Here is a 20,858-nt window from a genome sequence, read left to right on the forward strand (position 1 = left end):
CATGTCTCTACACGATGCGGTTGGTCCAGTGCGCGACGAACGGAGCGATGGTCGACAGGTCGTACATGCCGGGCGGAGCAGCGACAACCACCGGTATCGCGTTGATGGCGTGCATGGCCGTGGCAAGACACCCCTGCTCGGCGTGGTCCTCACCGGGTGAGCCGATCAACAGGTGGAGCCGCATATTGGGCTCTCCTTCGAACGTCACCTCGTAACCCAGCTCCACCGGCCACTCTGGAGCAAGATCGTCAGCCATGCGGGTAAGGTGCTCTACCGCCAAAGCGACGGCGCCACAGTCGACCTCGACCCCGAAGCGCATGGCACCGACCGTGCCTGCGGGAATCTGGCCTGCGGCGACGTTCAGTGCGCGCGGTGTCGTCGCGATTTCCCGAAACCCCTCCACCGAACGAATTTCGAGCCCGAGGGCGTGGGCGAGCACCGTCGCGCTGCCGATCCATGCGCTGGCCGCATATTCCTTGTTGCTCAGCAGCGGAGTGGTGTCCTCAGGTGCATGCCCGAAACCCATGGCGTTGAAGATCAGGTCGTGACTGGCATACGTCGAGTAGTCGAGCACCTCGCGGATAGTGATCCGGCTCGTCGTCTGAGTCAGACGCGACAAGGTGGGCGTCAGCGATTCCCCCACGAAGCCCGGGAACAGCCCCAGCCCCAGGAAGGACGAATCACCTCTCCGGCAGGCACTTTCGATCCCGTCGGCAAGAGATTCATGCAGCGAGCGCGGGTGGATGAACCTGCTGCCGGTGGCCACCACGTTCTTACCTGACGAGAGCAGGTCACAGACGTCGGCGAAGCATCCCGGCGTATCCATCTCCACTTTGCCCATGTAGAGCACCACATCAGCATCGGTGTGGATCACCGCGTCGCGGTCATCGGTGGTGAGCACCCCGGCCCTGCCTACGCCGCACAGTGTGCCGGCATCGACACCAACCTTGGCCGGGTCGTACACCCGTACGCCGACGAGATCCAGATCCGGCCGGCGGATCACGTGGCGCAGCGACATCATCCCGGTGACACCTGTGGCCCACTGGATCACCCGTGTCATGGCAGCGCGGTCCTCAGTCCCACACCACGTCGAGACGCGGCGGGGATCGGAACATGGTGCCGGTGATGAAGGGCGCCGGTGCGCCGGGGTCCAGCCGCAGCCCGGGCAGCGCGTCGAAGAGCGCGTTGAGAATCTTGGTGCTTTCCAGCCGTGCCAAGTGCATGCCGAGGCATACATGGGCGCCGTGGCCGAACCCGATGTGGGGCTTGCGTTCCCGGAAAATGTCGAATGTCTCGGGATCGGTCCATCGCGTTTCGTCGTGGTTGGCGCTGCCCAAGTTCACCATCATGACCGACCCCTTGGGAATCTTGACCCCGAAGAACTCGATATCAGCGGTGACCTCTCGCATGAAGTTCAGCAGCGGCGTCTCCCACCTGATGCCCTCTTCGATCGCCTGCGGCAGCAGGCCGCGGTCGTCGCGCACCGCATCGAGCTGGTCGGGATGAGTGAGCAGCGCCAACGCCAGGCTCGCTGTCGATCGCGAGGTCGTTTCGGCGCCCGCAGGCAACAAGTTGCGCATGAATCCATAGATCTGTTCGTCAGACATCTTGATGCCGTCGATCTCTGCCTGCGACAGGATGCTCACCATGTCGTCTTTCGGCGCCTTGCGCCGGTCGGCGAGTATTCCGACGAAGTACTCCTTCATCTCGGCGGAGGCCTTCAGGGCTGTTTCCATGTCGCCGCGGAATCCCAACAGGTCGATCGCAAGCCGATGAAATTCGTCGATGTCGGCCTCCGGCAGGCCAAGCAGGGCGGCGATCACCCGGACGGGTATCGGCATGAACACTTCGTCGACGAGGTCCGCGCGCTTGGCATCGCGAAACCGGGCTATCGTGCGATCGACCAGCGGACCGACCAGCTCGGCATCCCAGCGCTTCATCGAGGACCGCGCGAATGCGAACTCATGCAGCCTGCGGTACACCGCATGCTCAGGTTCCTGCATCTCGAGGATCGTCGGTCCTTGAAGAGGCCGCACGACGTCTTCGTATATTCGCGTGCTGAACGTGATGTTGTCGGTGAACACCGCCTTCACCGCATCGAAGGAATAAGCCGTGAACGTCTTCTTCCCGTCCGGCCCAACTTCGGGAACACCCATTTCCGGCCATCCGCCGTGCACCGCACCCATTGCGCGCAGCTCTTTCAACAGTGGGTACGGCGTCGCATCCCCCTCGGCCCCCATACCGGCGTTGAATTTCTTCTGCGCATCGCGGATCCGTTGCTTGATGTCGTCGGTAGCCGCGGTCTCCGTGGTCTGGGCCATCTGAAACCTCCCTAGTGCGCCGGCCAGAGGCGCGCGTACGTCCTTCAACCTACATCGCGTCGGTTGCAAACCTACATGATGTAGGTTGAACAGACCCCGAACCGGTGCAGATGTGAAAGAACCGTCAGGAGTGTTCGATTGGCCATTCGAGTCGTGCAGTGGGCGACCGGCGCCGTTGGGCGCGCCGCGCTACAGGAACTGATCGAGAATCCAGATTTCCAGCTGGCCGGTGTCTTGGTGTACGACCCCGCCAAGGCCGGCCAGGACGCCGGGGCGCTGTGTGGGCTACCCGCCACGACGGGGGTGCTCGCCACCACTGACAAGGAGGAGATCTTTTCTCTCGGGGCTGATGTCGTCGTGCACGCAGCCAGTAAGGCCCACGCCGTGGAAACCAATGCCGACGACATTTGCCGATTGCTCGCCGCGGGCACCAACGTCATCACCACCACGTCGTACAACCACTTGCCCACCTACGGCGCGGATACCGAGGCGGCGTTCGTCGACGCGTGTCGCGCCGGGCAGTCGCGCTTCCACGCCGCCGGAGAGAACCCCGGGTTCATGTTCGAACGGCTCGTCGCGACGGTGACAGGCTTGAGCAAGTCGATCGACCGCATCGACCTCTACGAAGCGACCGACGTGTCGTCCGTCGACAGCCGGCCCATGCTCGTCGACCTCATGGGTATGGGCCGACCGCCGGAGGACGTCAGCGTCGATTCCCCGATCATCAAGAAGCTGGACTTGGCGTATCGCCAGGCGCTCAACGCGACGGCCGATGTCCTCGGCATCGCGCTGTCCCACGTCGACGTGTCGGTGGATGCCACCACACTCCCCCACGACATCGAAGTGTCCGCAGGAACCATTGCGGCGGGAACTGTTGTCGGACAGCGTTTCTCGTGGGTCGGGCACTGGCCGGGCCGGCCTTTGCTGGCCATCCACGAGGAGTGGGTGCTCACCCGCGATCTGCCACAGTGGGGACTGAAGCCACTGGCGCCCGGCGAGAAGTCGCCTCTGATCCGCGCGGTCATCAAGGGTGTCCCGAGTTTCGAGTTACAGCTCGACGTCGGCTGGGACGGGCAGGCGCCCACCGGGCAGCATGCCCAGCCGGGCCACCTGATGATCGCGATGGGAGCGATCCGTGCCATCCCGTACGTGTTGGCCCGACCGCCCGGAATCGTGACCGCGCCGGTTTTCGGGGCCATTCAACTAGCCGGAGCCGACGCCAACCGCACGTGAGATGTTCTCGCTGGGCGCCGCGTAGAACACGTGTCCGGTGCCATCCGGCAGGATTCGGCGTGCGATCAGGTAGTCCGAGCCCAGCCAGCCCTGCCTGATGTAGCGGCCGAACCGCAGGAACGTGCCGGGCGCGCCGCTGGCCGCCGGGATGAGCTTCACCTGTTCGATACCGTTCTTGACTCCCTCCCCGGTCAACGGCCGCGCCGCCGACAGTGCGCGGGTGATCACGGTGGCGACGTCGTGGCACAGACCGGGCATGGAATGTCCGGGCCTGCGGCCGTAGCGGGCCTCGAACCGGTCCAGGAATGCCTGACCAACCGCATTGCGCTCGTCGTAGCTGTCGAGGCCGACCCAGCCGGACAGGTGGCGCATCCACTCAGCACTGATGTGCGCCATTTCGAACGCAGTGGTGGTGTAGCGAGGAGGATTCCAACCGGCGGCGCGCAGGGCGTCGGAGAAGCCCCACAGCCCGTGACCGAAGCCGACGTGCACCACGGCGTCGGGATCGGCGGACCGCAGCGCATTCACCGTCTCAGCCTTGTCGGCCTCCACCTGAGGGATCGGCACGGTGGTGACGATGGCCAAACCGGCGGCTGCATAAGCCTTCTCGGCGTAGGCCAGGTACTCCTTGCCGATCAGCGATGCCTCGTAAGCGATCGCGATTCGGCGCCGACCGTCACCGATCATCACCGCGGCGAGCATGACCGGCTCCTCGGGCATCGATCCGTTGTTGAGCGCGAAGGTCCATTCGCCGAGGGCGCCCTCGGATCCGGACAGGATGATGCTGGGGACCTTGGCAACTCGGTCGGCGTGCGCAGCCAGCGGTACTGCATTGTCGGAGACGTAGGGGCCGAAGATGGCGAGGCAGCCCTCGGCCACCAGTTCGTCGTAGGCCCGCTCGACGGCCTGGTAGGTGCCGTTGGGCAGGCCGATCACATTGCGCTCTACCAGTTCGATCGGCCTGTCGACCAGGCCGGCGGCCACTGCCTCGTCGAACACCAACCGCAGGGTGTCCAGCGTGTCGTTATCCGTTCCGGTCCTGGTCGGATAGTCGTTCAGCAAGCCGACTTTCACCGGGGCCACCGAGCCGTATGCGCGAACACCTTCGTCTGCCATGCGAGCAACATACTTCATGAAGGTAGGCTGCAACCTACATGGTGGATGTTGCTACGATGCTCGGCATGGCCCAGCGTGGTGGCACCGACGTCGAGCGGCGGGCTCGTGGTGACCAGACACGGCGCGACCTCATCGACGCCGGCCGCATCCTGTTCGTGGAGAGGGGCTACTTCAACACCAGCATCGGCGACCTGGTCGCTACCTCCGGTGTCGGTACACGGGGCGCCTTCTATCACCACTTCAAGGACAAGGCCCAGCTTTTCCGCGCCGTCTTCGAAGAGGTCGAGCGCGACCTGACGCTCAGATCATTGGCCTCCCCGCCTAAAGGCGCTGACTCGTGGGAACGGCTTTCGGCCGGGCTACACGGTTTCCTGGTATCGGCACTCGAGCCCGAGGTGCAGCGCGTCATGCTGCTCGATGGTCCGGTCGTGCTGGGTTGGCGGACACTGCGCGCCATTCAGGAAAGCAACAGCATTGCGCTCATCAATGAGATGGTCCGGGCGGCCATCGCGGAGGGCATCATCGACGACCACCCGGTCGGGGAGCTGACACACATGCTGGTGGCGGCGGTCGAAGAGGGCGCCCTTCTGGTAGCGCATGCCAAGAATCCGGCGAGGGCCCGCACGCGGGCGGCGAGGATTCTCGACCGGCTGCTGTTGAGCTTTGCCGTCGAGCCCCGAAAAGTACTGCGAAGATAGCTTTTTACCGCCGATGCCAACCTAGCGCAGCCCGGTGGAAACATATATTTCCGATATCTGAATATCATGCTTGCACTCAGCTGATAATGTTGTTCTCGCCTTCTAGCCAAGGAGTACCCCATGCCTCACGCGCCGACGCTGCGAGTTGCCGTGGTCGGCGCGTCTGCGGGCTTGGGCCGCTGCATCGGAATGGGGCTGGCTGCGCGAGGAGCCCGGGTCGCCTTCCTCGCACGACGGCACGACCGTCTGACCCGCGCCGCCAGCGAAGCCGGCAACGGCGCCATAGCCGTCGTCTGTGATGTCACGGACGGCGCCGCGTGCCAGCGCGCCATCGCAGAGGTCGTCGAGCACTTCCACGGTCTGGATGCCCTGGTGTACACCACCGGTGTCGGTATCCTCGCGCCCCTTACCGACGTCGACGCCGAGCAGTGGGCGAAGCTGTTCGCCACCAACGTCACCGGCGCCTCACTCATCACGGCGGCGGCCGCACCTCACTTGGCCGCAGCCGCCGGATCGGCGGTGTATCTGTCGTCGTTGAGCGCCTCATACTCCGCTCCATGGCCATTACTCGGCGCGTACGCCGTATCGAAGGCGGCGCTGGACAAACTCGTCGAGGCATGGCGCATCGAGCACCCGAACATCGGCTTCACCAGGCTGGCCGTGGGCGACTGTTTCGGCGGTGAAGGCGACTCACAGACGGAGTTCAACAAGACCTGGGATCCCGACGCATTGGAACGCGCTATCCGGTACTGGATGGATCACGGCTACATGCAGGGCGGCCTCGTCGAGGCCGATCATCTCGTCGACGTCGTGCATTCCGTACTCGCCTGCGGTAACAGCAGTTTCATTCCCTATCTGACCTTGGCTCCCCGACCGTCCGGCGCGGTCGCCGAACTCCGGCAATGGTGAAGGGCTCACGGTGACACACGAATCACGCATGCTCATCGACGGTAAGCTCGTCGAATCCGAAACCGGGCGGCACTTCGACAACGTCAACCCGGCGACGGAGGAAGTCCTCGGTAGTACGGCCGACGGCAGCCGCGCCGACATGGAGCGCGCCATCGCGGCCGCCCGCCACGCCTTCGACCACACGGACTGGTCGCGCGACGGGGCGGCCAGGGCGGCGGGTCTGCGGCAACTTCAGGCGGCTTTGGAGGCAGAACGGGAGGAGCTTCGCAGCGAGCTGATCGCCGAAGCCGGCTGCCCCATCTTGAGCACCTTCGGTCCGCAACTCGACGTGCCGCTCAAAGAGGCACTGACGTGGCCGGCCGACATGATCAGCCAGTTCGCGTGGAAGCGTTCACTTCCCGACAAGGATGCGTTCGGGATGGGCACCCCCGCGACCCGCGAGGTGTGGAAGGAGCCCGTCGGCGTCGTCGGCGTCATCACACCGTGGAACTTCCCGTTCGAGATCATTCTGAACAAGATCGGCCCGATTCTGGCCATGGGCAACACGATGGTGCTCAAACCCGCTCCCGACACCCCCTGGAACGCCACCAGGATTGGCCGCATCATCGCCGAGCAAACCGACATTCCGCCGGGAGTCATCAACATCGTCACTTCCTCGGATCACCTTGTCGGCGAGGTGCTTTCGACCTCGCCGCTTGTCGACATGGTGGCGTTCACCGGATCGACGGCAACGGGACGGCGCATCATGAAGGCCGCCGCCGACACGGTGAAGCCGACCTTCCTCGAACTCGGCGGCAAGTCCGTGTATTTGGTGCTCGACGACGACGGCGACATCAGCGCCGCCGTCGGCGGAAGTGCCTTCATCTCGATGCACGCCGGGCAAGGCTGCGCGATGCCGACCCGGCTGTTGGTGCCGAACTCCCGATACGCCGAGGCCGTCGAGATCGTCAAGGTGGCGATGGAAAAGAACAAGTACGGCGACCCGACCGACCCGTCCGTGCTCCAGGGCCCGCAGGTCTCCAAGCGTCAACAGGACCGGGTGCTGGGCTACATCGAAAAGGGCAAGGCGGAAGGCGCGCGCCTGGTCACCGGCGGCAACGTTCCAAAACACCTGTCCAAAGGCTACTTTGTCGAGCCAACGGTGTTCGCCGACGTCGACAACCGCATGACCATCGCCCAGGAAGAGATCTTCGGGCCGGTGTTGTCGGTGATCGGCTTCGACGACGACGACGACGCGGTGCGCATCGCCAACGACTCCATCTACGGCCTGTCCGGTGTCGTGTTCGCCAACGACCTCGAACGTGCCAAGGCCGTGGCGAGCCGGATCAGGACCGGCACGTTGGGAATCAACGGCGGGCTTTGGTACGGCGCCGACGCCCCGTTCGGTGGTTACAAGCAGTCCGGGGTCGGCCGGCAGTGCGGCATCGAGGGGCTCGAGATTTTCACCGAGACCAAAACCGTCGCATGGCCGGCGTCGTAACACCCGAGCAAATCGAGGAGATCTGATGAAGTCCAGGGCGGCAGTGCTGCGTGGTGTCGGGATCGATTGGGAGGTCACCGAAGTCGAGCTTGACCCGCCACGTGCAGGCGAGGTCTTGGTCAAAATGGCCTACGCCGGCATCTGCCACTCAGATGAGCATTTCTATACCGGTGACAGCGTGCCGCCGGCGGAGATGGAAGACATGATGCGGGCCGCCGGGGTGAAGGTGCCCGAGTGGTTCCCCATGCTCGGCGGCCACGAAGGTTCGGGCATCGTGGAAGAAGTCGGCGAGGGTGTGACGTCACTCAAACCCGGTGACCACGTGGCTATCTCGTTCTTTCCAGCCTGCGGCAGCTGTCGATGGTGCGTGACGGGATATACCTACCTGTGTGATGTTGGGGCCGACATCTACGACAAGGCGATGACGACTGACGGAACCAGACGCCGCCACCTCGGCGATGAGGACCTGATGGCGATGATGCAGGTCGGCACGTTCTCCGAATACGTGGTTGCTTCCGAACGCTCGCTGGTCAAGGTGCACGACTGGATCCCTTTGGAAGCCGCATCCCTTGTTTCGTGCGGCGTGACAACGGGATTCGGCTCCGGGTCGGTGGCCGCGGGCACACAGGCCGGCGATACCGTGGTGGTTGTCGGCGTCGGTGGCATCGGGATGAACGCCGTGCAGGGTGCAAAAGCCGCGGGGGCCAAGCACATTGTCGCGGTCGACCCGAACGACTTCAAGCGGGAGATCGCCCCGACTTTCGGCGCCACCCATACCGCGGTCGACGCGGGCACCGCCGTCGAATTGGTCAAGGAGATCACCTGGGGCGTGATGGCGGACAGGGTGGTTCTGACGCCCGGCGTGGTCCCACCCGATCTGGTCATGGTCGCGATGATGTTGCTTCGGAAGGGCGGAACCTGCGTGTTGACCGGAATGGCAAAGGTCACCGATATGACCATTCCGCTCGTCCTGACCGACATGGTCTATTCCTGTAAAACCTTGAAGGGTGTGCTTTACGGCGAGATGAACCCACGCGAGGCCATGCCCAGGCTGCTGTCGATGTACGAGGCGGGCTCGATCAAGCTCGACGAGCTCGTTACCCAGAAGTACAAGCTCGACGACATCAACGAGGCGATGAAAGACTTGCGTGCCGGCAAGAACATCCGCGGCGTGATCGCTTTCGAGTGAGGCGGTAAAGCCCATGGAGTTCCAGCTCGACAACGACGCGGAGGCGTTCCGCCGAGAGGTGCGGGCGCACCTCGACGACGTGTTGACACCGGAGGTCGAGGAGCGCATCTACCGCAGCGGAGCTGCGCACGACGACGAGTTCGCTCGCGGCCTCGTGGCGAAGGATTTGTTCGCGCCCAACCGAAACGCGATGGAGGTCCAGCTCCTCAAAGAGGAACTCATGTACGCCGAAGCACCGGTGTATCTCTCGGAGACGACGCGGATGGTGGCCTCGGTCATCCGGCAGGCCGGCACCCAGCAGATGAAGGACCGCATAGTCCCCGCGGCCATGAAAGGCGAGATCACCATCGCGCTCGGCTTCACCGAACCCGACTGCGGATCTGACCTCGCCGCAGCGACCACGAAGGCGGTTCGCTCCGGTGAGGAATGGGTCATCAACGGTTCCAAGATGTTCACCACCAACGGCCACATCGCCGATTACGTCTTCTTGCTGGCTCGCACGAGTCCTGATAAGCCAAAGCACAAGGGACTCACGATGTTTCTGGTGCCACTTGCTGCTCCAGGGATCGAGGTGCAACCGGTCTGGACGTTGTCCGGCGAACGGACCAACATCACCTTCTACAGCGACGTGCGAATAGGCGACGATTGTCGCATCGGTGAAATCGACGAAGGGTGGGCCGTTCTCGGCATCGCGCTGCAGGACGAACACGCGTCAGGATGGGGACCGCACATAGCGCGCCTGTTGCACCATGCTGAGCAATGGGCCCGCGCGGTCGAAGACGGCGAAGCGCCGCCGCTCGCCGACACGGACGTACGGCGCCGGTTGTCCAGAATTGCAATCGAACTGGAAGTATCCACGCTTTTGCAACGGCGTTGCGTCTGGATGGCCGACCAAGGACAGGTGCCCGTCGCCGAGGGACCGATGTCCAAACTGTTCAGCACCGAAGCACTGGTACGCGCGGCGCAGGACATCATGGAACTCGTCGGGCCGGATGGGCTGCGGAGCTACTTCGAACCCACCGCACCGGAGAGCGGGCGCTTCGAGCACCTGATGCGGTTTTCCCTGGGAACAACCATCTATGCCGGTACCAGCGAGGTACAGCGAACGATTATCGCCCAGCGCGGGCTAGGACTACCCCGTTAGCTTCTTGACGCGGCGCGTACTGCTCTGACGCTGAGTCGTCTTCGCTCTGACCGCTTTCGGTTTGGTGCTCGCAGCCGGAGGGCTCACCGCCTGTTTGCACCACGCCCACATGTCGTCCTCGGAAAGGTCCGCACCCCGGCTACCGACCTGGAACACGCCAATTTGGGCCAACGAGGTCAGCGTCGAATTCAGCAGCGTGGTCAACTGCGCGGGGGTCAGGTCCTTGCGCACCAGACCCGCACGCGCGCAGGCTGTGAGGATTTTGGTGAGCAGCTTCTGGTGCGGCTCCCAGATCTTCGCGAAATCCGCCGGGCGCTCAATCTCCAGGCTCAGGTTATAGATCGTTGTAACTCGGCCGCCGACGTTGTGCGACGACTCTGCCCGCGACAGAAAACCGCGGCAGAAGGCCTCCAACTGTCCCATCGGATCGTCGGCCGCCGCGACTTCTTGGCGGATGGCCTCAGTGAACTGACTGGTGACGTTCTCGTAAAGCGCAAGCAGGAGTTCTTCTTTGCCGGCGAAGTGCTGATAGAAAGCGCGCAAGCTCAGATTCGATCGGTCGATGAGTGTCTGAATGGTGAAGTCTGCGCGTCCGGACTCTTGAACCAGTTCCAGTGCCGTAGCCAAGAACCGTGAGCTGCGGGCGAGAGCCCGGGCTCTCGCGTTGCTCAACCGCCGCTCGAGCGTACGTTCCTGCCACTCTTTCGACAGCTCGATCGCCGGTTCGTCAAGATCATCGACCGGTGCGAGTTCCTGTTTGCCGCTGCGTCCCTTCATGGTGCCTCTCAGGATACGCGCCCCGACAGAGCTCCCATGCGCGCTGGTGAGGCGCGTGTCACGGCTGCTACTCGCAACCGGAAACCGCTATTTCCGACGAATACGCGTTAACCGGTGCGAGAAAGCCTCGCCGCTATCTCACGCGGGCGGCCCTGTGATCGTGCGTCCAGGGTGTTGCGGTCCACTTTGCCGTTGGCGTTGACCGGCAAAGGCTGGTCCCAGAACACCAATTCTTCGGGCAGCTTGTACTTGGGCAGGCCCGCAGCGATCAACGACTCCGCTACCGCGCTCAGCGACAGTCCGGCGCCGGATTCCATCACCACCGCCGCGGCGAGCCGCTCGCCCGTCGTCGCATCCGGCACCGAATAGGCCGCGCACTCGCGCACACCCGGAATGCGGGCGATCGCATCCTCGACTTCCACAATTGCAACTTTCAGCCCATTGCGAATGACTATGTCGCGCAAGCGCCCAACGATGCGTAGCCGCCCGTCCGTCAGCTCGCCGGCGTCGCCGGTGCAATACCAGTCCCCGTTGAAGGCACTGTCGTCGTCATGGGCATCGGTGTAGCCCAGAAAGACGTGCGGACCACGGATGCAGCACTCTGTCGGCTGCGAGGTCGATCCGATCTTGACTTCGACGTCGGTCAGCGGCCGGCCGTCGTCGGCATGACGCAACTCCCGGGCTTCGGAGCGCCGTCCCGAAGTGCTCACCGGCGCTTCAGAAGACCCATAGGCGCGCATCACGATAATGCCGAAATCGTCCTCGATCCGTTGGACGACCCGGCGGTCGAGCATCGTTCCCCCCAGGTAGACCGCCCGCACCGGGATCTCTCGCCCGTCGGCGGCGGCGTGATCCAATAGCCGGTCCAAGAGCCGATCCGGTCCGCCGTACCAGGTCGAACCGGTGGAAACCAGCAACTCATACGTTGCCGCAGGATCCCAGCGGTCTTCCAGGATCACCGGTGCGGTCAACATGGGCGCGACAAACACGGCCTGCACCACACCAGTGACCGAAGCCAGCGGGCTGATCAGGAACAGACGGTCGTGCGGTCCTAGGCCAGCGGCGTCGATGTAGTTGAACGACGCCTTGGCCAATGTGCTCAAGGAGTGGATGACGCCCTTGGGCCTGGACGTGGTTCCAGAGGTGAAGAGCACGAACGATGGATCGTCGGCAGGACGCTGTGGTGTGCTGCGCGGAGCGTCGACGCGGGCCAAAAGGTCGATCCAGTGGAACCCTGCGTCCAAGTGACAGCCAGCGGCCTGCGCCCAATTGGGTGCCACGCCCAAACGCGTCCCGGTCCGGCGGGCAATGTCGCCAACCTCGTTCGGGCCCGCGCTGCGCGAGACCAGGAGCACCACGGCATCGGCCCGAATCGCAGCGTGCACGCTGACCACCGACTCGATGTCATTGCCCACCACTAACAACAGCGGAGTCTGCGCGGTCACGCCGGCTGCCCGCAAGACCTTGCTCGCCCGGTCGACTCGCCGGTCGAGTTCGGCGTACGTCAACGTGTAACGGCGGTCCACGACCGCGGTTTTCGACGGGTGCCGCCGCGCGGCGATCTGTACCACATCAAGCGGATGCGGCGACCACACCCCGGCTGCGCGATAGGTAGCACGAAGCGCATCTGCCCGCTCAAGTGCGCGCCCCAGCAGGTCCGTCGTCACAGCGCGGATTCCCGAAATCGTGACCGAAGCTCGGCCTTGAGTACTTTGCCGGTTAGGTTGCGCGGCAACATATCCACCACTTCGAGGCGCTCCGGAAACTTGTGGCGGCTCAACCCGTGATCCTGGCAGTGCCGCACCAACGAGGCGAGTGCCAGTTCGGCGCCTGGTTCAGCGACCACGACGGCGCAGACCCGCTCTCCGGTGCGCGGGTCCGGCACGCCGATGACCGCCACATCAGCCACCGCGGGGTGAGCGGCCAGCACACCCTCGATTTCCAGAGCCGAGATGTTCTCGGCGTTGCGGATGATGGCGTCCTTGATCCGGCCGGTGACCACGACGTTGCCGTCCTTGTCGATGCGGCCGCGGTCGCCGGTACAGAACCAACCGTCGGTGTCGAAGGCATCGGCGTTCAGCGACTCATCCACGTATCCCAAAAAGCACTGCGGCCCTTTGAGTCTCAGCTCACCCTCATCACCGCACCGCACCTCGCGCCCGTCGTCGCCTACCACCCGCACCTGCACGCTCGGCACTGGCGGACCGACTGTGTAATCCAGAACATCCGTCGCCGCGTCCGGCACCGGTGACGTCGCAACCGGAAATTCAGTCAGCCCCCATGCGTTGGCGATTCCGGGGACTGAAAAGGTCTCGCGGACTTGCCGACCGAGTTCGGCGGTGATCGGTGCCCCGCCGGCTACACAGGCACGCAGATCGGGAAACAGTGGCTCGGCACCGTGGCGCTGCTGAGCGGCCATGAACGCCACGAAGAACGGTGTTGCCGTGCCAAGCAACGTCGGCCGGTGCGCGGCGGTCGCGAACGGAGTCGTAGCCGCGTCGAACGAGTCGAAGAGCACCAGACGCATCCCAGTCAGCAGGCTGGCGGCCAACATCGCCGCACCACCGATGTGCGATATCGGAAACGGGATCGGGTTGATGTCACTGCTGGACGCACCGACCATGCCCACCACCCCCGCCGAGCCCGCCATCACCGATCGATCGGTGTGCCGAACCCCTTTCGGTGCTGCCGTGGTGCCGGATGAGTAGTAGACCCAGCGGGCGTCGTCACCAGAGCTCGGAGGGTCCGGCAGCGCTCGGACATTGCCCGCCGGTAACCGCAAACCCCCTGCGGCTGGCGCAGTTTCGTGGTCGACGACAATGATGGTCATCTCGCGTTTCTCAGCTAACGACCGTGCGAGCGCCACGTGATCGAACTCCCGCCACCTGCCGGGCACGATCATCACCTCCGTGCCCAATTGTGTTGTGACGAAACCGACCTCGCTCTCCCGCCAGATCGGCAGGATCGGGTTTTGCACCGCCCCCAGTCGCGCAAGCGCAACCATCACGACCATTGTCTCGAGGGTGGTCGGCAGCTGCCACGAGACAACCGTGCCCGCGTGAACCCCGCGCTCGGCCAATGCCGCTGCGGCTGCCACCGCGGCATCACGTAGGCCTACCGTCGTCAAGCTGCGGCCGAAGTCGTCACAAAGCACGACGCGGCGTGGATGTTCCGAGGCCGCCCACTCGACGAGTCCCCAGTAGGTGTCCTTGGAAGGCCGGCTCACTTGGTCGGCAGCATCAGTCGGCGCTTGGCGAGAATATTGCGCATGATCTCCGAGCTGCCGCCAGAGATCGTGTATGCGCGCGACCATAGCCAGCATTCGCGCAGCCGCTGCTTGGCCTGGTGCACAGGCGAATCGGGCGGCGCGTCTAGTCGCACCGAGGATGCGAGCTCGGCACCGTAGGCAGCGACGGTGTGATACGTCTCGGCGAAGCTCAGCTTCGCGATCGACGCGTCGCCCGGCTGCTCGTCCCCCCGGATCAATCGCTCGACGTAGTCGTCGATGAATGCCTTGGCCACCTCGACCTCGACCGCAAGCTCGGCCACCCGCTGGCGGATGTCGTCAACGTCGATCGCGCGCATGCCGTCGACCGGAAGGTGCCGGGCCAGCACGACGAGGTCGTCGATCAGCAGTTCCAGCAGGATCACATTGCCGCCGATGCCGAATCGCTCAAACTCCAGCCCCGCCATGATGATCGACCAACCCTGGCCGACCTCCCCGACGACGCTGTCCGCGGACAGCTGCACGTCACTGAGAAACACCTCGTTGACCTCGATCGCATCACCGATCGTGCGGATGGGACGCACCTCCACTCCCGGAGTGGACAGCGGTACGACAAACACCGACAGCCCATGATGGCGCACCGACGACGGATCGGTGCGAACCAACGCCAAACCCATGTCGGCCCAGTGCCCGTCAGTGATCCAGGTTTTCTGGCCGTCCAGCAGCCAGGTCCCGTCCTGCTGCCGCACCGCCTTGGTGCGCACCCCTGCGATGTCGCTGCCGGCGTCGGGTTCGCTGAGCAGTTGACACCAGATGTGCTCACCGCTACGGATCGAGGGCAAATAGGCCTGCTTTTGCGCCTCGGTGCCGAAGTGCACCAAGACGTGCGCCGCGAGGTTGACCTGGTCCACCGGCCGGGGCGCGCGCGCCCGCAAGATCTCCTCGATGACGACACGGTCATGCATTGGATGGTGGTCGGGTCGACCTCCGTACTCGACGGGCCAGTCGGCGCCGATGAAGCCGGCATCGAACAGCGCAGCGAACCACGCGCGCAGTAGCGATTCCTGCTCGCGGTCCACCGGCGCGCGATGGCCCTCGCGGGCTTCGATCGGCGGCGCATGGGCGGCGATGAATGCCCGCACCTCGTCGCGGAGGGCATGTAGCTGGGCGTCGGTCGGCCGCATTGCCGATGTGGTCACCATCCCGACGCCTCGGCGAGCAGGGCTCGACTTGACCGGGCAGTACCGAGTAAGACGGCATCTGTTGCGGCCCGGCGCATTTCGTGATGCAGCGGGTACTCCCAGGTGAACCCGATACCGCCCGACAACTGGATGCACTCGTCGATGGCCGCGGTCGCCTTTGCCGCGACGAAGGCATGGGCGGCAGCGGATTGCGCAATTGCCGCCCGCAAACGGGCGCCGTCGCCAAGGTCGGCCGATCCCAGTGTGCGCGCCGCCTTGGCGACGATGGCCCGCGACTTGACTTCGAAGACCAGCAGGTCGACCAACCGATGCTGCACCGCTTGGAAGCTGGCGATGGGAGCACCGAATGCCGTCCGCCCCTTGAGATATGACGTGAGCCGGGCAAGTGCGCTCGACATTGCACCGAGCGCGTCGGCGCTGACCAAAAGCCTGCCGACGGCATTGAGTCGCTCGGCTTGGATCGCTGATCCGATTGGTACCCGCGTAGCTCCGGTCAGGTCGACGCACCAGGCCGGGCGCGCAGTATCCAGTGCGTCACAGTCAAGCCAGCGGGCAGCAGACTCACCAAGCTCAACCAAGTGCAGTCCGTCGCTGCCCGCCGTGATGACCGCGCGCACCTTGTCGCCGCCGACAATCCGAACGACGTTGCCGCCCGGGGCGAACCCGGTGATCGTCGTGCCGGATAGCGTATCGGCCAGCCAATGACCAGAGACGGCGTCGGGCGCGTCGGCGAACGCGGCGGCCGCCATGGCGCATCCAAACCACGGCGAGCGGTCGTGGGCCCGCCCGAGTTCTTCTGCGATCAGGCAGGCTTCGACGGGGCGCCATCCCGCGCCGCCGCGTTCCTCGCTGACGAGCAGACCAAGCCAGTCCATCGCTGCAAGATCACCGACCGAGTCTTTCTCGCCGCGGCCGGCGAGGAACTCGCGCGCGGAGGTCCGCAGCAGTTCGAAGTCGAGGTCGTCCCCGTCGTCGCGGTCCATCCGCCCTAGCTCCGGGCGAGCATTTGCTCGGCGTTGTCTCGCATGATTCGCCGCTTGGCGGCCTCGTCGAGCGGGTCGAGCAGTTTCACGAAGTCCGCCGGCTCCGCCAATCCTTCGGCGTGCGGGTAATCCGAGCCCATGACCAGGCAGTCGTCGTAACCCAACCGGGCGACGATCTCGGGGATGTCATCTTCGGGGTAGGGCACCACGCGCACATGACGGCGGAAGATCGCCGACGGGCGTTCCGCCAGCTTTCCGCCGATCCACGGACCGTTGCGGCCCATGCCACGGCTCTTGTCCATGTGCCTGACGAAGAACGGCACCCATTCCGCACCGTGCTCGGCGACAAGGGCATTCAGGCCTGGGAAGCGACCGAAGAGGTTATCGAAGATGAGCGCGGACAACGTGTCCTCGATGGGCCGCTGGCCGTAGATGTTCATCCACTGCCACGCCGACATGTGCCACGAGGCGGGATCGGGGTTTTGCCCCCAGGCCGGGGAGATCGCGTCGAAATACCAAAACGGCATGATGTGAAACACCAGGATGCACCCGGCCTCCTGCAGGCGTGCGTAGATGGGGTCGAAGTAGGGATCGCCGGGCGACCGACCGTAGGCCGGTCCTGTCGGCAGCAGTACAAACTTTGCTCCCTGCGCAATAATCGCCTCGGTCTCAGCGATCGCAGAATCCAAGTCGCGCAACGACATCAATGCGGTTGCGAAGATCTTGCCTTCGTAGTTGAAACCCCACTCCTCGTCGAACCATCTGTTGAATGACCGGATGTTGGCATACAGCGCCGCGGTGTCGTCGACGTAGTGCTCGGCGGCCAGCGCCATCCCGCTGGGATAGATGACCATCCGCTCGACGTTTTGATCCGCCATCACTGCCAGGCGGGCGGGGCGCTCAACGAATTCCGGTTGCATGGGCACCGGCTCGTAAGACTCTTCAGGGTTGCCGGATCCCATCTGCTTGAGCATCTCCTTGAGGGAACCGGGCCGATATGCGACGTCCAGACCCAGCCCCCCTTCGCTGTTGAAGGTGGCCACCCGATGACCGGCAAGGATCACCTCGACACCGTCGGCCCCGCGGACCGTGGTGATCGCCCGGTCGCGAAACTTCTCCGGCAAGAAGCGGGTGAACGCGTCACGCGTCTCATAGCAGTGCGTGTCGCAGTCGAATATGCCGTAGCCCAGGGTTGTCGCCACCGCCCAGCTCCTTCTGTTAGCGAGAATGGCTATTCTCTTAATTAGGAAAGGATACTATCCTGACTCGGGAATGCCTATCCCCCGGGTTGAGACGAACCGGGCAGACCTTTGGTCAGGCGTCCTGCCGCAGTCTGGCCAGGCTTCTCGCGCGTGTTAGGAAACTATGATTCTGCCAACCACTTTCGTCAATCGGACGATCCGGCGGACACACGATGACTGCAGCTGACCACGACGACCTGCGCGACGCCGTGCGATCGTTCCTACAAGCGCGCTCGTCCAGCGCCGCCGTTCGGCACGTGATGGAGACCCCGACCGGCTACGACGAGCGGGTGTGGCGGCAGCTCGCGGGTGAAATGGGACTTGTAGGCATCGCGGTGCCCGAGGAGTTCGGCGGTGCGGACGCGGGCATGCGCGAGCTCGCAGTGGTATTGGAGGAGATGGGTGCCGCGCTGTTGTGCTCGCCGTTTTTCGCCACCGTCGTGTTGGCGGCTCACGCGCTGCTGACCAGCGGAGACCGTGACGCGATGGTCAAGCTGCTGCCCCGGCTCGTCGACGGTTCGACCACGGCGACCCTGATCCTCAATGATGGGCTTGGAACGTGGGATCCCGACTCGGTCACGCTTGTCGCACGTAAAGGTCCCGAGGGCTTTCTCGTCAGCGGTCCCGCGCCGATGGTGCTCGACGGTCACACGGCCGACGTGCTCCTGCTCGCAGCCCGCACCGAAGCCGGATTGTCGTTGTTCGCGGTGGAATCGACCGCCACAGGATTGCAGCGAGAGCCGCTCGCCAGCCTTGATCGCACCCGCAGGATCGCCGCGCTGGGTTTCGACGACGTACCGGCGGACCTGATCGGAGCCGACGGCGCGGCCGCCACCGGGCTGGCTCGGACATCGGATCTTGCTCTGGTTGCGCTTGCAGCCGAACAAGTCGGCGCCGCACAACGGTGCCTGGACATGGCGGTCGGCTACGCCAAGACCCGCATCCAGTTCGGCCGCCCGATCGGCAGTTTCCAGGCGGTCAAGCATCGGTGCGCGGACATGCTGGTGGCGGTCGAAGGGGCACGGTCGGCCGCCATGCACGCCGCCGAGGCCGCGGACGCACCCGATAACGCTGAACTCCCGATAGCGGCGTCGGTGGCCAAGATGGCCTGCTCGGATGCCTTCCTGCAGGCCGCCTTAGGCAACATGCACGTCCACGGCGGTATCGGGTTCACCTGGGAACATGACGCGCATCTTTATGTGCGGCGGGCCAAGGCCTCTCAACTGATGTTCGGCAGTCCCGACATGCATGCCCAGCGCCTTGCCGATCTGACCACCACCTGAAAGGACGAATGTGACCGTCTCCTACTCCCTTGAACTGCCCACCCATCGCGTGGAAGCGCCAGCCGAATTCGTCACGGCCACAGCCATTTCCGACATTGCCCGGGAGGCCGAGGCATGCGGGTTCGCCGCTGTCCACGTCACCGATCACCCGGCGCCGGACGCAAAGTGGCTCGACCACGGTGGCCACCATGCACTCGATCCTTTTGTCGCGCTGTCGTTCGCCGCCGCATCGACATCGGGCATCAAGCTACTCACCAACGTCTACATCGCCGCCTACCGCAATCCGTTCCTGGGCGCCAAGTCAATCCAAAGCCTCGCCGTGCTCTCGGGTGGCCGGCTGATCCTGGGCACCGCTGCGGGTTACCTCAAGCCGGAATTCCGCGCGTTGGGCGTCGATTTCGACAATCGCGGAGCACTTCTGGACGAGGCCCTCGACGTGCTGACGAAGGTACTCACCGGCGAGGACACCGCCTACGAAGGCACATCTTTCGCGGCCCGGGGAGTGCGGCTGCGCCCGGTCCCGGCGAGTGCACCACCGATCTGGGTGGGGGGCAACAGCAAGCCGGCCATCCGGCGCGCTGTTTCGCGCTTTCAGGGCTGGGCGCCGTTCAACACGTTCGGCTACGCAGCGGCCTCTCGCACCGCGGAGATCTCCACGCTCGACGAGCTGGAGGCAGCCATCGGCTGGGCCAAGGCCTATGCTCGCGAGATCGGGCGCACGCAGCCGTTGGATATCTGCTTCTCGGCAGGAAACCTGTTGGATGACAACAGATCTCTTGACGAGCGCCACGCCACCGTCGAGCGGCTGTCCGCCGCAGGCGTGAGCTGGCTGACCATCGCGCCTCCCGGCGACGACCGCGCCGAGGTCATCGAACGCGCGAAGTCATTCGCCAAGGAGTTCATCCGGAGCTGAGCCGCCCATCAGGCTGTTGGCCGAGAACGCGTCGACGGTGATTTTGCGTGACGCGAACAGCCAGCGGCCATCGTGGGGCACCAACACGTCGCGGTATCTGCCCCAATGATCGAGCCCGATGTCGGTGTATACCGCAAAGTAGCTGGTCACCTCGACACGGTCGCGAGCGACCCGGCTGAACCGAACGCTCGACACGTGGTGGCGCACATGCGTCGCCGCCGGACGCGCCGCATCCCGTGGACCCCCTAACTGCGCACCGAGTCCGGCCTCGATCGCCGCTGGGCCGGTCAACGGTTTGCCTCCGGGGTACTGCAGCACCCCATCGGCGGTGAAGCACGCCGCCAGGGCTTCGAGCGCGAAACTGTCGGTGGCTGCGGTGTAGTCCGCGAGCGTCTGCCGCACCGATTCCCGGATCTCGAGTTCCCACGCCTGCACGGCCACCTCCTGAACAGCTCCACCGAACTCAGGTTTCCGCTTACGATAATGTGTATTCTCATGCCGCAACCCCGACTCGACGAGCTGCTCGATCCACGCACCACGGCCCTTGTCACGCAGGAATGCCAGGGCGGTGTGATCGGGCCGCAGGCAGGCTTACCAGCCCTCGCAGAAGAGGCGCGCCACGAGGCCATTCCCAACATCGCCAAGCTACTCGATGCCGCTCGCGCCGCTGGTGTCACGGTCATTCACTGCCTGATCCAAAGACGCCCGGACGGCCGCGGGTCCAACACGAATGCTCGGCTGTTCGCCGCAGCGAAATCGTTCAGCGCCGACCTCTCGCCCGGCACCGCGGGCGCCTCGGTGCTACCCGAATTCGGGCCCGACCCCCGCGACCTGGTCCTCACCCGTACCCACGGCGTCGGGCCCATGACCGGCACGGATCTCGACCCGGTGCTGCGCAACCTCGGCATCAAGACAATCGTCGGAGTCGGCGTATCGGTGAACGTCGCAATCCCCAACTTCGTCATGGACGCGGTCAATCGTTCCTACCAGTTCGTCCTGCCGCGCGATGCCGTCTGTGGTTACCCGCGGCAGTACGCCGAATCGGTGATCGACAACACCTTGTCCCTACTCGCCACGGTGACGACTTCCCAAGCCGTGGTGGCGACCTGGAGCCAATTTGCTCCTCAGCCCTAGTGCGGCTGG

19 protein-coding genes are annotated in these 20,858 nt (G+C 64.5%); 9 read left to right on the forward strand and 10 right to left on the reverse strand.

Features of this window, described 5'->3' with window-relative positions:
* Positions 1 to 7: 7 nt before the first annotated feature.
* Together MFM001_RS04650 and MFM001_RS04655 are read right to left on the reverse strand one after the other, a co-directional pair.
* Complete coding sequence (locus MFM001_RS04650) at positions 8 to 1,060, reverse strand: dihydrodipicolinate reductase (protein WP_116374054.1); 1,053 nt, start codon at positions 1,058 to 1,060, stop codon at positions 8 to 10.
* A 13-nt stretch (positions 1,061 to 1,073) separates the two neighbouring features.
* Complete coding sequence (locus MFM001_RS04655) at positions 1,074 to 2,321, reverse strand: cytochrome P450 (RefSeq protein WP_116374056.1); 1,248 nt, start codon at positions 2,319 to 2,321, stop codon at positions 1,074 to 1,076.
* Positions 2,322 to 2,474: 153 nt separating this feature from the next.
* Between MFM001_RS04655 and MFM001_RS04660 the strand changes: the two genes are divergently transcribed.
* On the forward strand, positions 2,475 to 3,554 hold the full coding sequence (locus MFM001_RS04660) for a dihydrodipicolinate synthase (RefSeq protein WP_116374058.1): 1,080 nt from the start codon (positions 2,475 to 2,477) through the stop codon (positions 3,552 to 3,554).
* Here MFM001_RS04660 and MFM001_RS04665 read toward each other — a convergent pair.
* Entirely contained in the window at positions 3,525 to 4,670 is a 1,146-nt protein-coding gene (locus MFM001_RS04665; protein WP_116374060.1) for an ABC transporter substrate-binding protein, read from the reverse strand. The genes MFM001_RS04660 and MFM001_RS04665 overlap by 30 nt on opposite strands.
* Positions 4,671 to 4,735: 65 nt before the next feature.
* On the opposite strand from MFM001_RS04665, the gene MFM001_RS04670 reads away from it, so the two are divergent.
* The 5 genes from MFM001_RS04670 to MFM001_RS04690 all read left to right on the forward strand — a co-directional run bounded on the left by MFM001_RS04670 (position 4,736) and on the right by MFM001_RS04690 (position 10,090).
* Complete coding sequence (locus tag MFM001_RS04670) at positions 4,736 to 5,368, forward strand: TetR/AcrR family transcriptional regulator (RefSeq protein ID WP_116374379.1); 633 nt, start codon at positions 4,736 to 4,738, stop codon at positions 5,366 to 5,368.
* 120 nt (positions 5,369 to 5,488) lie between these two features.
* Complete coding sequence (locus tag MFM001_RS04675) at positions 5,489 to 6,277, forward strand: SDR family oxidoreductase (RefSeq protein ID WP_116374062.1); 789 nt, start codon at positions 5,489 to 5,491, stop codon at positions 6,275 to 6,277.
* 28 nt (positions 6,278 to 6,305) lie between these two features.
* Positions 6,306 to 7,757 (forward strand): aldehyde dehydrogenase family protein, encoded by a 1,452-nt coding sequence (locus MFM001_RS04680; protein ID WP_116374064.1) that lies wholly within the window; start codon positions 6,306 to 6,308, stop codon positions 7,755 to 7,757.
* A 25-nt stretch (positions 7,758 to 7,782) separates the two neighbouring features.
* Entirely contained in the window at positions 7,783 to 8,946 is a 1,164-nt protein-coding gene (locus tag MFM001_RS04685) for an NDMA-dependent alcohol dehydrogenase (protein WP_116374066.1), read from the forward strand.
* Positions 8,947 to 8,959: 13 nt separating this feature from the next.
* Entirely contained in the window at positions 8,960 to 10,090 is a 1,131-nt protein-coding gene (locus MFM001_RS04690) for an acyl-CoA dehydrogenase family protein (RefSeq protein ID WP_116374068.1), read from the forward strand.
* Here MFM001_RS04690 and MFM001_RS04695 read toward each other — a convergent pair.
* The 6 genes from MFM001_RS04695 to MFM001_RS04720 all read right to left on the reverse strand — a co-directional run bounded on the left by MFM001_RS04695 (position 10,079) and on the right by MFM001_RS04720 (position 17,480).
* Entirely contained in the window at positions 10,079 to 10,867 is a 789-nt protein-coding gene (locus tag MFM001_RS04695; protein ID WP_116374070.1) for a TetR/AcrR family transcriptional regulator, read from the reverse strand. The genes MFM001_RS04690 and MFM001_RS04695 overlap by 12 nt on opposite strands.
* Before the next feature lie 107 nt (positions 10,868 to 10,974).
* Positions 10,975 to 12,534, reverse strand: a complete 1,560-nt coding sequence (locus tag MFM001_RS04700) for a class I adenylate-forming enzyme family protein (RefSeq protein WP_116374072.1) — start codon at positions 12,532 to 12,534, stop codon at positions 10,975 to 10,977.
* Positions 12,531 to 14,093 (reverse strand): class I adenylate-forming enzyme family protein, encoded by a 1,563-nt coding sequence (locus MFM001_RS04705; RefSeq protein ID WP_255422080.1) that lies wholly within the window; start codon positions 14,091 to 14,093, stop codon positions 12,531 to 12,533. The genes MFM001_RS04700 and MFM001_RS04705 overlap by 4 nt, the downstream gene beginning before the upstream one ends.
* Entirely contained in the window at positions 14,090 to 15,295 is a 1,206-nt protein-coding gene (locus MFM001_RS04710; protein WP_238158915.1) for an acyl-CoA dehydrogenase family protein, read from the reverse strand. The genes MFM001_RS04705 and MFM001_RS04710 overlap by 4 nt, the downstream gene beginning before the upstream one ends.
* Positions 15,289 to 16,278, reverse strand: coding sequence for an acyl-CoA dehydrogenase family protein (locus tag MFM001_RS04715; protein ID WP_116374078.1), 990 nt, complete (start codon positions 16,276 to 16,278; stop codon positions 15,289 to 15,291). The genes MFM001_RS04710 and MFM001_RS04715 overlap by 7 nt, the downstream gene beginning before the upstream one ends.
* Before the next feature lie 5 nt (positions 16,279 to 16,283).
* Entirely contained in the window at positions 16,284 to 17,480 is a 1,197-nt protein-coding gene (locus MFM001_RS04720; protein WP_116374080.1) for an amidohydrolase family protein, read from the reverse strand.
* 212 nt (positions 17,481 to 17,692) lie between these two features.
* Here MFM001_RS04720 and MFM001_RS04725 point away from each other — a divergent pair, with 212 nt between their 5' ends.
* Both MFM001_RS04725 and MFM001_RS04730 read left to right on the forward strand, forming a co-directional pair.
* On the forward strand, positions 17,693 to 18,802 hold the full coding sequence (locus tag MFM001_RS04725) for an acyl-CoA dehydrogenase family protein (protein ID WP_116374082.1): 1,110 nt from the start codon (positions 17,693 to 17,695) through the stop codon (positions 18,800 to 18,802).
* A gap of 10 nt (positions 18,803 to 18,812) precedes the next feature.
* Complete coding sequence (locus tag MFM001_RS04730; RefSeq protein ID WP_116374084.1) at positions 18,813 to 19,715, forward strand: TIGR03619 family F420-dependent LLM class oxidoreductase; 903 nt, start codon at positions 18,813 to 18,815, stop codon at positions 19,713 to 19,715.
* Here the strand turns inward: MFM001_RS04730 and MFM001_RS04735 are convergent.
* Positions 19,686 to 20,150, reverse strand: coding sequence for a nuclear transport factor 2 family protein (locus MFM001_RS04735; RefSeq protein WP_192886850.1), 465 nt, complete (start codon positions 20,148 to 20,150; stop codon positions 19,686 to 19,688). The two genes, MFM001_RS04730 and MFM001_RS04735, sit on opposite strands and share 30 nt — an antisense overlap.
* Positions 20,151 to 20,210: 60 nt before the next feature.
* Between MFM001_RS04735 and MFM001_RS04740 the strand changes: the two genes are divergently transcribed.
* Positions 20,211 to 20,849 carry a cysteine hydrolase gene (locus MFM001_RS04740; protein ID WP_116374086.1) on the forward strand — a complete coding sequence of 213 codons (639 nt, stop codon included), beginning with the start codon at positions 20,211 to 20,213 and terminating at the stop codon, positions 20,847 to 20,849.
* The last annotated feature ends 9 nt before the right edge of the window (positions 20,850 to 20,858 follow it).

This window comes from Mycobacterium sp. MFM001, assembly GCF_003402475.1.
GTDB lineage: Bacteria > Actinomycetota > Actinomycetes > Mycobacteriales > Mycobacteriaceae > Mycobacterium.

Bases quoted from the DNA above. Each gene is read 5' to 3' on its own strand.
- MFM001_RS04665 (WP_116374060.1), bottom strand. From the start codon at position 4,670: ATGGCAGACGAAGGTGTTCGCGCATACGGCTCGGTGGCCCCGGTGAAA.
- MFM001_RS04690 (WP_116374068.1), top strand. From the start codon at position 8,960: ATGGAGTTCCAGCTCGACAACGACGCGGAGGCGTTCCGCCGAGAGGTG.
- MFM001_RS04675 (WP_116374062.1), top strand. From the start codon at position 5,489: ATGCCTCACGCGCCGACGCTGCGAGTTGCCGTGGTCGGCGCGTCTGCG.
- MFM001_RS04710 (WP_238158915.1), bottom strand. From the start codon at position 15,295: ATGGTGACCACATCGGCAATGCGGCCGACCGACGCCCAGCTACATGCC.
- MFM001_RS04685 (WP_116374066.1), top strand. From the start codon at position 7,783: ATGAAGTCCAGGGCGGCAGTGCTGCGTGGTGTCGGGATCGATTGGGAG.
- MFM001_RS04695 (WP_116374070.1), bottom strand. From the start codon at position 10,867: ATGAAGGGACGCAGCGGCAAACAGGAACTCGCACCGGTCGATGATCTT.
- MFM001_RS04655 (WP_116374056.1), bottom strand. From the start codon at position 2,321: ATGGCCCAGACCACGGAGACCGCGGCTACCGACGACATCAAGCAACGG.
- MFM001_RS04725 (WP_116374082.1), top strand. From the start codon at position 17,693: ATGACTGCAGCTGACCACGACGACCTGCGCGACGCCGTGCGATCGTTC.
- MFM001_RS04740 (WP_116374086.1), top strand. From the start codon at position 20,211: ATGCCGCAACCCCGACTCGACGAGCTGCTCGATCCACGCACCACGGCC.
- MFM001_RS04650 (WP_116374054.1), bottom strand. From the start codon at position 1,060: ATGACACGGGTGATCCAGTGGGCCACAGGTGTCACCGGGATGATGTCG.
- MFM001_RS04715 (WP_116374078.1), bottom strand. From the start codon at position 16,278: ATGGACCGCGACGACGGGGACGACCTCGACTTCGAACTGCTGCGGACC.
- MFM001_RS04680 (WP_116374064.1), top strand. From the start codon at position 6,306: ATGCTCATCGACGGTAAGCTCGTCGAATCCGAAACCGGGCGGCACTTC.
- MFM001_RS04670 (WP_116374379.1), top strand. From the start codon at position 4,736: ATGGCCCAGCGTGGTGGCACCGACGTCGAGCGGCGGGCTCGTGGTGAC.